Origin of the sequence: Burkholderia sp. Bp8998, assembly GCF_003854235.1 — a bacterium.
In the GTDB taxonomy this organism is placed as follows: domain Bacteria; phylum Pseudomonadota; class Gammaproteobacteria; order Burkholderiales; family Burkholderiaceae; genus Burkholderia.
The window spans coordinates 150,078-160,597 of sequence record NZ_QTQF01000015.1 but is presented as its reverse complement, the minus strand read 5'-3'; the positions used below and the strand labels follow the sequence as shown (position 1 = coordinate 160,597).

Below are 10,520 nucleotides of genomic sequence, written 5' to 3'. Positions count from 1 at the left end.
GTTAATTTTTAAAGAGCATTTCTGCGAGAAACCTGAAGTTTCTCAGCAGCGCTGCGTTTTCAGCAGCAGAGAAGCGAAATTATGAACCGTCTTTTTCAGTTCGTCAACAACTTTTTTAACGACTTCGTTGCGACGACTGGGGTTCAACCTCGTGTGCGCCGGGGCTCTACAACCAGCCCTCGACCGCACCGCTTCCCTTCTTCCTCCGCGCCGCGTTTCCGTTAGCGCGAAAGAGGCGTGATTCTAAGCACCCATCCCCGTCTCCGCAACCCCTTTGTGAAAATATTTTGAAAAGCCCCCATGCGCTGCCGCGCACGGGGGCTTGGGGCTCTCGTTGCACCGGGCGATCATGCCGGCGACCGACATCCTTCGCTCGCCAGGCACCACGCCGCTGCCGCGAATCAGCGGTTCTTGAATACCGGCTTTCGCTTTTCGACGAATGCAGCCATCCCTTCCTTCTGATCTTCGGTCGCGAACAGCGAATGGAACAGTCGACGCTCGAAGTGGACACCCTCGGCCAGCGTCGTCTCGTACGCGCGGTTCACCGACTCCTTGACCATCATGACCGCCGGCAGTGAAAACTCGGCAATCGTCGTCGCAGCGGCAATCGCTTCGTCGAGCAATGTGTCGGCCGGCAGCACCCGCGACACGAGCCCCGCCCGTTCCGCCTCGGCCGCATCCATGAAGCGCGCGGTCAGGCACATGTCCATGGCCTTCGCCTTCGACACCGCGCGCGGCAGGCGCTGCGTGCCGCCCGCGCCCGGCATCACGCCCAGCTTGATCTCGGGTTGGCCGAACTTGGCCGTATCCGCCGCGAAGATGATGTCGCACATCATCGCAAGTTCGCAGCCACCGCCGAGCGCGAAGCCCGCCACGGCAGCGATGATCGGCTTGCGGATCTCGCGGATGGTTTCCCAGTTTCGGGTAATGTAGTCGCCGCGGTAAACATCCATATAGGAATAGGTCGCCATCATCCCGATGTCGGCCCCAGCCGCAAACGCCTTCTCGCTCCCTGTCACGACGATCGCGCCAATCTCGTCGTCCGCATCGAACGCTTTCAGCGCAGCCCCCAATTCATCCATCAGCGCATCGTTCAGCGCATTCAGCGCCTTCGGACGATTCAGCGTGACCAGCCCGACTCGCCCCCGGGTCTCCACCAGGATGTTCTCGTAAGACATCTATTTCTCCTCGATCAATGAAATGAGAAACGCCTCGCACATGCGAATAGTTTGATGCTACCATTCTCCGACCAACCGGTCGGTTAATTAATCGATCCAACCCTTCTCAATGTCCATCAGGCCGCCGTCATGACCCATGCACTGTTCACGAAGCACGAAGACACGCTGAAACACGCCCTCGCCGCCATCGAGAGCCGCGGGTACTGGAGCCCTTTCGCGGAAATGCCAAGTCCCAAAGTGTACGGGGAAAGCGCCAACGCCGATGGTGAAGCGGCGTTCAAGGCACACCTCGACAACACGTTCGTGCTCGACCAGCCGGCGTCCGGCGGCACCGTCGGCGCGGAGCAGTCGCCGTACGGAATCGCGCTGGGCATCCGTTATCCGAAATCGACACCCGACGAGCTGATTGCCGCGGCCACCGCTGCCCAGCGTACGTGGCGCGAAGCCGGCCCGAGCGCCTGGATCGGCGTCAGTCTCGAAATCCTCGCGCGGCTGAACCGCGCGAGCTTCGAGATTGCCTACAGCGTGATGCACACGACGGGCCAGGCGTTCATGATGGCGTTCCAGGCCGGCGGCCCGCACGCGCAGGATCGTGCGCTCGAAGCCGTCGCCTACGCATGGGACGAATTGCGTCGCATCCCCGCCGATGCACACTGGGAGAAGCCGCAAGGCAAGAACCCGCCGCTCGCGATGCACAAGCGCTATACGATCGTCCCGCGCGGCACCGGCCTCGTGCTCGGCTGCTGCACGTTCCCGACCTGGAACGGCTACCCCGGCCTGTTCGCCGACCTGGCGACCGGCAATACGGTGATCGTCAAACCCCATCCGGGCGCGATCCTGCCGCTCGCGATCACGGTCCGCATCGCCCGCGACGTGCTGCGCGAAGCCGGCTTCGATCCGAACGTCGTCACGCTCCTCGCGACCGAGCCTAACGACGGCGCCCTCGTGCAAGACCTCGCGCTGCGTCCTGAAATCAAGCTGATCGACTTCACCGGCAGCACGCAAAACGGCACGTGGCTCGAACGCCATGCCCACCAGGCACAGGTGTATACCGAGAAGGCGGGCGTCAACCAGATCGTGATCGACTCGACAGACGACCTGAAGGCCGCGGCCAAGAACATCGCGTTCTCGCTGGCGCTGTACTCCGGCCAGATGTGTACGGCACCGCAGAACATCTATGTGCCGCGCGACGGCATCCGGACAGCGGACGGCCATGCAAGCTTCGACGAAGTCGCTCAGGCAATCGCCGTCTCCGTGCAGAAGCTGACCGGCGACCCGGCGCGCTCGGTCGAACTGATCGGCGCGATCCAGAATGACAGCGTGACCGCGCGCATCGACGATGCCCGCACGCTCGGCCGCGTGCTCGCCGACAGCCAGACACTCCAGCACCCGACGTTCGCCGACGCTCGTGTGCGCACACCGCTCGTGCTGCAACTTGACGTGGCCGACCGCGCAAAATTCACGCAAGAGTGGTTCGGCCCGATCTCGTTCGTGATCGCGACCGACTCGACCACGCAGTCGCTCGACCTGGCCGGCGAAATCGCCGCTGAGCACGGCGCGCTGACGCTCTCCGTCTACAGCACCGACGACAAGGTCCTCGATGCTGCGCACGATGCGGCGGTCCGTGGCGGCGTCGCGCTGTCAATCAACCTGACCGGTGGCGTGTTCGTCAACCAGTCGGCCGCATTCTCCGACTTCCACGGCACCGGCGCGAACCCGGCCGCCAACGCGGCGCTGGCCGACCCTGCGTTCGTCGCCAACCGGTTCCGCGTGGTGCAAAGCCGCGTCCATGTTGCGCCGAAGGCCGTGCCTGCGGAAGCCGGCCAGACGGCATAACCCGAATGGCCGACGTGCAAACGCCGCCACGTTCTCTACCATGAACGAATCCGCCGACCGGCGGGTTCGTTGCACATCGACACTCCCATGACCGACGCCTACATCTGCGACGCGATTCGCACCCCCATCGGCCGCTACGGCGGCGCCCTGAAAGACGTTCGTGCCGACGACCTCGGTGCGGTGCCGCTCAAGGCGCTGATCGAGCGCAACCGCAACGTCGACTGGTCCGCAATCGACGACGTGATCTACGGCTGCGCGAACCAGGCCGGCGAGGACAACCGCAACGTCGCGCGCATGTCCGCGCTGCTCGCGGGCCTGCCGACCGCCGTGCCGGGCACGACGCTGAACCGGCTGTGCGGCTCGGGCATGGACGCCGTCGGCACCGCCGCGCGCGCGATCAAGGCGGGCGAGGCACGCTTGATGATCGCGGGCGGCGTCGAAAGCATGACGCGCGCGCCGTTCGTGATGGGCAAGGCCGCCAGCGCGTTCGCGCGTCAGGCCGCCATTTTCGACACGACGATTGGCTGGCGTTTCGTCAATCCGCTGATGAAACAGCAATACGGCGTCGATTCGATGCCCGAGACGGCCGAGAACGTCGCGGTCGACTACGACATCAGCCGCGCCGACCAGGATCGGTTCGCGCTGCGCAGCCAGCAGAAGGCCGCGCGTGCGCAGCAGGACGGTACGCTCGCCGAGGAAATCGTGTCGGTCACGATTCCGCAGAAGAAAGGCGACGCGCTCGTCGTATCCGTCGACGAGCACCCGCGCGAAACCTCGCTCGAAGCGCTCGCGAAGCTGAAGGGCGTCGTGCGTCCGGACGGCTCGGTGACGGCCGGCAACGCGTCGGGCGTCAACGACGGCGCATGCGCGCTGCTGCTCGCCAACGCGGAAGCCGCCGATCAATACGGGCTGCGCCGCCGAGCGCGCGTCGTCGGCATGGCGACCGCCGGCGTCGCACCGCGCGTGATGGGCATCGGCCCCGCGCCGGCCACGCAAAAACTGTTGCGCCAGCTCGGGATGACGATCGACCAGTTCGACGTGATCGAGCTGAACGAGGCGTTCGCATCGCAAGGTCTCGCGGTGCTGCGCATGCTCGGCGTCGCCGACGACGATCCTCGCGTGAACCCGAACGGCGGTGCGATCGCGCTCGGCCACCCGCTCGGCGCATCGGGCGCCCGGCTCGTGACGACGGCGCTTCACCAACTCGAGCGTACGGGCGGCCGCTTTGCGCTCTGTACGATGTGCATCGGCGTCGGCCAGGGCATCGCGATCGCCATCGAGCGCGTGTAACCGACGCACCGCGCGCCTATAACGAAGTCATGAAGGAGACACTGCATGTCATATCAGGCGATCCAGCTGGATATCGATCAGGCTGCCAGCGTGGCCACGATCACCCTCAACCGTCCGGACAAGCTGAACAGCTTTACGCGGGCAATGCACCGCGAACTGCAGTCGGCACTCGATGAAGTGGAGACGGCCGGCGCGCGTGCGCTGATCCTGACGGGTGCGGGGCGCGGCTTCTGCGCAGGCCAAGATTTGGCCGACCTCGACTTCACGCCGGGCGCGCCCACCGACCTCGGCGCGCTGATCGACGAGCATTTCAATCCGCTGATCCGCCGCCTGCAACGCATGCCGATTCCGGTGATCGCCGCCGTCAACGGCACGGCGGCCGGTGCCGGCGCGAATCTCGCGCTCGCCTGCGACATCGTGTTCGCCGCGCGCTCGAGCAGTTTCATCCAGGCCTTCGTCAAGATCGGGCTCGTGCCGGATTCGGGCGGCACATGGTTCCTGCCGCAACGCATCGGCATGGCACGCGCGCTGGGGCTCGCCCTGACCGGCGACAAGCTCGGCGCCGAACAGGCCGAACAATGGGGCTTGATCTGGCGCGCGGTCGACGACGACGCGCTCGCCGCGTCGGTCCGTCAGGTCGCCAGCCAGCTCGCGCAACAGCCGACGCTCGCGATCGCGTCGATCAAGCAGTCGATGCGAGACAGCGTCACGAATACGCTCGACCAGCAGCTCGACCTCGAGCGCGACCTGCAGCGCAGGCTTGGCCAGTCGAACGACTACGCGGAAGGCGTGAAGGCGTTCATCGAGAAGCGCGCGCCGCGCTTCGAGGGGCGTTGACATGACCACCTCCACCGACACGCTCGACCCCGATGCGCTCGCCCGTGCAACGGCACGCGCCATGTACGACGCGGACACCTGCAGCCGCGCATTCGGCATGGAAATCGCCGAAGTGCGTGCCGGCTATGCACGCCTGCAGATGCGCGTACGGCCGGACTTCCTGAACGGGCACCAGATCTGTCACGGCGGCATCATCTTCACGCTCGCCGACTCGACGTTCGCGTTCGCGTGCAACTCATACAACCTGAATACCGTTGCGGCGGGGTGCTCGATCGAATACCTGCGTCCCGTATACGGGAACGACCTGCTGACGGCCGAGGCGATCGAACAGACGCGCAGCGGCCGGCACGGCATCTACGACATCCGCGTCACGAACCAGACAGGCGAAACGGTCGCGATGTTTCGCGGCAAATCGACCCAGATCAAGGGCACCGTCCTGCCGGAAGACCGCTGACGCCCACGGCTCGCTCATAACAATCACTGGAGACAGGCATGACTACCCCACTACCGCTCGAGCCGATCGAGACCGCTTCACGCGACGAGCTGACCGCGCTGCAGCTCGAACGCCTGAAGTGGTCGCTCCGGCATACGTATGAGCACTCCCCCGTCTATCGCCGCAAATTCGACGAAGCGGGCGTGCATCCCGACGACCTGAAGACGCTCGCGGATCTGTCGCGCTTCCCGTTTACGACCAAGAGCGACCTGCGCGACAGCTACCCGTTCGGGATGTTCGCGGTGCCGCAGGACCAGATCTCGCGCATCCACGCGTCTTCGGGCACGACAGGCAAGCCGACCGTCGTCGGCTATACGGCGCGCGACATCGACACGTGGGCGAATCTCGTCGCGCGCTCGATCCGCGCGGCTGGCGCGCGGCGCGGCGACAAGGTTCACGTCAGCTACGGCTACGGGCTGTTCACCGGCGGGCTCGGTGCACACTACGGCGCCGAACGCGCCGGGCTGACGGTGATCCCCTTCGGCGGCGGCCAGACCGAGAAGCAGGTGCAGCTGATCCAGGATTTCCGGCCCGACATCATCATGGTGACGCCGAGCTACATGTTGTCGATCGCCGACGAGATCGAGCGCCAGGGCCTCGATCCCGCGCAAAGCTCGCTGCGCATCGGCATCTTCGGCGCGGAACCGTGGACCAACGACATGCGCGTGGCCATCGAGCAGCGGATGGGGATCGACGCGGTCGACATCTACGGGCTGTCCGAAGTGATGGGCCCGGGCGTCGCGTCGGAATGCGTCGAAACCAAGGACGGCCCGACCATCTGGGAAGACCATTTCTATCCGGAAATCATCGACCCCGAGACCGGCGAAGTGCTGCCGGACGGCGAACTCGGCGAACTGGTCTTCACCTCGCTGACGAAGGAAGCGCTGCCGATCATCCGCTACCGCACCCGCGACCTCACACGCCTGCTGCCCGGCACCGCACGCACGATGCGCCGGATGGAAAAGATCACCGGGCGTTCGGACGACATGATGATCGTGCGGGGCGTCAACGTCTTCCCGACGCAGATCGAGGAACAGCTGCTGAAGCAGCGCGCGCTCGCGCCACACTATCAGATCGTGCTGACGAAGGAAGGTCCGCTCGACGTGCTGACGCTCAACGTCGAGCCATGTCCCGAAACGGCCCCCGACACGGCGGCGATCCACGCGGCCAAACAGGCGCTCGCGCACGACATCAAGTCGATGATCGGCGTGACGGCCGTGATCAACGTGCTGCCGGTGAACGGGATCGAGCGTTCGGTCGGCAAGGCACGCCGCGTGATCGACAAGCGCAACGGCTGATACCCGCCGGTACCCGACCGCCGCGCGCAACGGCAATCGCGCGCCCCCCCAAAAAACAGCCCGACCGGCCAAACACCGATCGGGCTGTTTCGTTTCGATGCCAGGCTACACGCGTACGCCTGCACCATCGCGCATCATGAGTTCGGGAACAGCAGCCACATCCGGCCGATCTGCTTCATCCGTCCGGCCTGGTCGCCAGCGTCGTCGCCGAGCCCCCAGAAATAGTCGGCCCGCACGCCGCCCTTGATCGCGGAACCCGTGTCCTGCGCAAACACGAGCCGGTTCATCGGCGTATTCGTGAGCGGACGCGTGGTCTGCAGGAACACGGGCGTGCCGAGCGGGATCGACGACGGATCGACCGCGATCGAACGCTCCGGCGTGAGCGGCACGCCGAGCGCGCCGATCGGACCGTCCGCGCCGCCGTGCGGTGCATCTTCCTTCGTCGGCATGTCGCGAAAGAACACGAAGCGCGGATTCGTGTCGAGCAACGCGTCGACGCGAGTCGGGTTCGCCTTCGCCCACGCCTTGATGCCCTGCATCGTCGCCTGAGCGGGCGTCAGCTCGCCGCGATCGAGCAGCCACTTGCCGATCGAGCGATACGGCTGGTTGTTGGTGCCGCCGAAGCCGACCCGCATCACCGAACCGTCGTCGAGCAGCACGCGTCCCGAACCCTGCACCTGCAGGAAGAACGCCTCGATCGGATCGTCGACCCACACGAGTTCGTTGCCGTTCAGGACGCCGGCGCGCTCGAGCTGCGCGCGAGCGGGCAGCGCGGCGCCGGCGCGATAGCCGGCCGGCCAGCGGTACAGCGCGTACTGGTAAGGACCGCGACGCACGCGGGAACCGTGCAGCAGCGGCTCGTAATAGCCGGTCACGAGCCCGTCGAGCGTGCCGTCGGTATTCGCCAGCTGAAACGGCGTGAAATACGTTTCGAAGAATGCACGCGCGCTGCTGACGTCGAGCTCGTCGAGGCGATCGGCGGCCGAGCAAGCGCGCTGCCACGCGGGCTGGCGCGCGAGCCGCACGCAGTTCTGCCGCAGCGCGGCCGTCGCACCGATCAGCGAATCGTCCTGCCAGCCCGGCACCTGCTGCCATGCAACCGGCGTCAGCCGCTTCGCGGCGACCTGCCCCGGCACGATCGCCGCGCCGGTCGGCGGCTTGAGCGTCGACGTCCGCGTCGGCGCGCCGCCGCACGCGGCAAGCAGCGCGGCCGTCGCGGCCGCCGCAACCCAGCCGGCCACCCGGGGCCCAAACCACATACAATGTCCGTTCTTGATGGAAACCGCCATGTCAGATTTTCTCGACCAATATCCGATGCTCATCTTCGCGCTCGAGGCTTTCGTAGCGCTTGCCCTGCTGATCTTCATCGTCGTGTGGACGTCGTCGGGCAGGAAGAAGCACGCCCGCAGCAACGACCGCCAGCCACGCTGACCGGCCCCGCACGCTCAACTCAATGCAGCGTGCGCGGCATGTGCAGCGCAAACTCGTCGACCGGCGCGTCGAATCGCTCGCCGTCCTCCGCCACGCAGAAGTACGCGCCGCGCATCGTGCCGACCGGCGTCGCGATCACGGCCCAGCTCGTGTATTCGAACTGTTCGCCCGGCTGCAGCAGCGGCTGGTGCCCGACGACGCCGAGCCCCTTCACTTCCTGCACGTGGTTTTCGCTGTCCGTGATGATCCAGTGACGCGCGATCAGCTGCGCCGCGATCTGCCCGGTGTTGCGGATGGTCAGCGTGTACGCGAATGCGTATTGACGTCGATCGGGGTCGGATTGTTCCGGCAAGTAGCTGGTTTTCACCGAAACGGTGAACTGATACTGACTCATGATGTTTCCGCTGTAGGTAACCGCCCGCGCCAACTCGAGCGGCAGGGCCGCGGGCGCGCCGCACTGGTTCGGCATTCTATGCGGAATCGGGCCGCAACCGCACGGCCCGTCGCCGCGCACCGGGTCGCCGGACGGTAGAATGGCGGTTTTGCGCCGCTGCGTCCCCGCTCCCCTGTCATGACTCAATTCCGCATCGCTCCCAGCATCCTGTCGGCCGACTTTGCACGGCTCGGCGAAGAAGTCCGCAACGTGGTCGCCGCCGGCGCCGACTGGATTCACTTCGACGTGATGGACAACCATTATGTGCCGAACCTCACGATCGGCCCGCTCGTCTGCGAGGCGATCCGCCCGCACGTGCAGGTGCCGATCGACGTGCATCTGATGGTCCGCCCGGTCGACCGGATCGTGCCCGATTTCGCGAAAGCCGGCGCGAACCTGATCAGCTTCCACCCGGAAGGCTCGGACCACATCGACCGTACGCTGTCGCTGATCCGCGATCACGGCTGCAAGGCCGGCCTCGTGTTCAACCCGGCAACGCCGCTGAACTATCTCGATCACGTGATGGATCGCCTCGACTTCGTGCTGCTGATGTCGGTGAACCCCGGCTTCGGCGGCCAGTCGTTCATTCCGGAAACGCTGAACAAGCTGCGCGAGGCGCGCGCCCGCATCGACGCATACACCGAGCGCACCGGCCGCGAGATCCTGCTCGAGGTGGACGGCGGCGTGAAGGCCGACAACATCGCGGAAATCGCGGCGGCCGGCGCGGACACCTTCGTCGCGGGTTCGGCGATCTTCGGCAAGCCCGACTACCGCAAGGTGATCGACGAGATGCGCGCGGCACTCGCCACCGTCGAGCGGAGCTGACGCCGTGGCCGATTCCTCGCTGGCCGGGCAGGCACCGGCCGCAGCCGACGGCACGATCCGTTTCGCGACGACGCGCATCGACGCGGCACTGATCGACCTCGACGGCACGATGGTCGATACGGCCGACGATTTCACGGCCGGGCTGAACGGGATGCTCGCGCGGCTCGGCGCGCCGGCCACGTCGCGCGACGAGGTGATCGGCTACGTCGGCAAGGGCTCCGAGCATCTGATTCAGAGCGTGCTGAAGCCGCGCTTCACGCCCGACGAAGCGCACGCGCGCTTCGTCGATGCGCTCGCGATCTACCAGACCGAATACGCGAAGATCAACGGCCACCACACGCGTCTCTATCCGGACGTCGCAACCGGCCTCGACGCGTTGCGCACGGCCGGCATCCGGCTCGCGTGCGTGACGAACAAGCCGCACCGCTTCGCGGTCGAACTGCTCGAGCAATACGGGCTGATCGACCGCTTCGGCATCGTGCTCGGCGGCGACAGCGTCGCGCGCAAGAAACCCGATCCGCTGCCGATGTTGACGGCATGTGACGCGCTCGGCGTCGCGCCGGACACGGCGGTCGCGATCGGCGACTCGGAAAACGACGCACTGGCGGGCCGCGCGGCCGGGATGGCGACGCTGACGGTGCCATACGGCTACAACCACGGCAAAGCTATACAAACGATAAATTCGGATGGTATAGTCGATTCGTTGCTGGTCGCAGCCCGCGCGATCACCGCGCACAACGCCGGCCGGCCAACCATCTGATTATTTCTTCCATCCGCATGTTTCTGAATAAAAAACGGAGTCTGAGCAGCATCGACCGGGGAGCCTGGCCCTGGCGTCGCTGGTCGCGCTAACCTCTTCGATGAGGTACGCTGAGGCACGTCTTCAGCGCCGTTTTTTA

At 65.8% G+C, this 10,520-nt stretch carries 11 protein-coding genes; 8 read left to right on the top strand and 3 right to left on the bottom strand.

The features are described from left to right. Positions 1–401: 401 nt before the first annotated feature. Complete coding sequence (locus tag DIE06_RS17265) at positions 402–1,178, bottom strand: enoyl-CoA hydratase (RefSeq protein WP_124662445.1); 777 nt, start codon at positions 1,176–1,178, stop codon at positions 402–404. Positions 1,179–1,307: 129 nt separating this feature from the next. Between DIE06_RS17265 and paaN the strand changes: the two genes are divergently transcribed. The 5 genes from paaN to paaK all read left to right on the top strand — a co-directional run bounded on the left by paaN (position 1,308) and on the right by paaK (position 6,932). Next, positions 1,308–3,014 (top strand): phenylacetic acid degradation protein PaaN, encoded by a 1,707-nt coding sequence (gene paaN / locus DIE06_RS17260; protein WP_124662444.1) that lies wholly within the window; start codon positions 1,308–1,310, stop codon positions 3,012–3,014. A gap of 87 nt (positions 3,015–3,101) precedes the next feature. Further along, positions 3,102–4,304, top strand: a complete 1,203-nt coding sequence (gene pcaF, locus DIE06_RS17255) for a 3-oxoadipyl-CoA thiolase (protein WP_124662443.1) — start codon at positions 3,102–3,104, stop codon at positions 4,302–4,304. A 45-nt stretch (positions 4,305–4,349) separates the two neighbouring features. Then, positions 4,350–5,141 (top strand): 2-(1,2-epoxy-1,2-dihydrophenyl)acetyl-CoA isomerase PaaG, encoded by a 792-nt coding sequence (gene paaG, locus DIE06_RS17250; protein ID WP_124662442.1) that lies wholly within the window; start codon positions 4,350–4,352, stop codon positions 5,139–5,141. A gap of 1 nt (position 5,142) precedes the next feature. Further along, complete coding sequence (gene paaI, locus DIE06_RS17245) at positions 5,143–5,595, top strand: hydroxyphenylacetyl-CoA thioesterase PaaI (RefSeq protein WP_185733417.1); 453 nt, start codon at positions 5,143–5,145, stop codon at positions 5,593–5,595. A 38-nt stretch (positions 5,596–5,633) separates the two neighbouring features. Then, positions 5,634–6,932, top strand: coding sequence for a phenylacetate--CoA ligase PaaK (paaK, locus tag DIE06_RS17240; RefSeq protein WP_124662441.1), 1,299 nt, complete (start codon positions 5,634–5,636; stop codon positions 6,930–6,932). Positions 6,933–7,066: 134 nt separating this feature from the next. On the opposite strand, the gene DIE06_RS17235 is transcribed toward paaK, so the two are convergent. Beyond that, the gene (locus tag DIE06_RS17235; RefSeq protein ID WP_260433636.1) at positions 7,067–8,191 is read right to left on the bottom strand and encodes a murein transglycosylase A; all 1,125 of its coding nucleotides are present in this window, start codon (positions 8,189–8,191) and stop codon (positions 7,067–7,069) included. Positions 8,192–8,219: 28 nt separating this feature from the next. Between DIE06_RS17235 and DIE06_RS39030 the strand changes: the two genes are divergently transcribed. Beyond that, complete coding sequence (locus DIE06_RS39030) at positions 8,220–8,363, top strand: hypothetical protein (protein WP_240462024.1); 144 nt, start codon at positions 8,220–8,222, stop codon at positions 8,361–8,363. Between the two features lie 19 nt (positions 8,364–8,382). Here the strand turns inward: DIE06_RS39030 and apaG are convergent, their stop codons facing one another. Then, the gene (gene apaG / locus DIE06_RS17230) at positions 8,383–8,757 is read right to left on the bottom strand and encodes a Co2+/Mg2+ efflux protein ApaG (RefSeq protein ID WP_124662439.1); all 375 of its coding nucleotides are present in this window, start codon (positions 8,755–8,757) and stop codon (positions 8,383–8,385) included. Positions 8,758–8,934: 177 nt separating this feature from the next. On the opposite strand from apaG, the gene rpe reads away from it, so the two are divergent. Beyond that, positions 8,935–9,621 (top strand): ribulose-phosphate 3-epimerase, encoded by a 687-nt coding sequence (rpe, locus tag DIE06_RS17225; protein WP_006482066.1) that lies wholly within the window; start codon positions 8,935–8,937, stop codon positions 9,619–9,621. A gap of 4 nt (positions 9,622–9,625) precedes the next feature. Then, the gene (locus DIE06_RS17220; protein WP_124662438.1) at positions 9,626–10,381 is read left to right on the top strand and encodes a phosphoglycolate phosphatase; all 756 of its coding nucleotides are present in this window, start codon (positions 9,626–9,628) and stop codon (positions 10,379–10,381) included. Positions 10,382–10,520: the final 139 nt, after the last annotated feature.

Excerpts from the sequence above, each read along its gene's own strand:
- DIE06_RS17265 (WP_124662445.1), bottom strand. The coding sequence starts at position 1,178 with ATGTCTTACGAGAACATCCTGGTGGAGACCCGGGGGCGAGTCGGGCTG.
- paaN (WP_124662444.1), top strand. The coding sequence starts at position 1,308 with ATGACCCATGCACTGTTCACGAAGCACGAAGACACGCTGAAACACGCC.
- pcaF (WP_124662443.1), top strand. The coding sequence starts at position 3,102 with ATGACCGACGCCTACATCTGCGACGCGATTCGCACCCCCATCGGCCGC.
- paaG (WP_124662442.1), top strand. The coding sequence starts at position 4,350 with ATGTCATATCAGGCGATCCAGCTGGATATCGATCAGGCTGCCAGCGTG.
- paaI (WP_185733417.1), top strand. The coding sequence starts at position 5,143 with ATGACCACCTCCACCGACACGCTCGACCCCGATGCGCTCGCCCGTGCA.
- paaK (WP_124662441.1), top strand. The coding sequence starts at position 5,634 with ATGACTACCCCACTACCGCTCGAGCCGATCGAGACCGCTTCACGCGAC.
- DIE06_RS17235 (WP_260433636.1), bottom strand. The coding sequence starts at position 8,191 with ATGTGGTTTGGGCCCCGGGTGGCCGGCTGGGTTGCGGCGGCCGCGACG.
- DIE06_RS39030 (WP_240462024.1), top strand. The coding sequence starts at position 8,220 with ATGTCAGATTTTCTCGACCAATATCCGATGCTCATCTTCGCGCTCGAG.
- apaG (WP_124662439.1), bottom strand. The coding sequence starts at position 8,757 with ATGAGTCAGTATCAGTTCACCGTTTCGGTGAAAACCAGCTACTTGCCG.
- rpe (WP_006482066.1), top strand. The coding sequence starts at position 8,935 with ATGACTCAATTCCGCATCGCTCCCAGCATCCTGTCGGCCGACTTTGCA.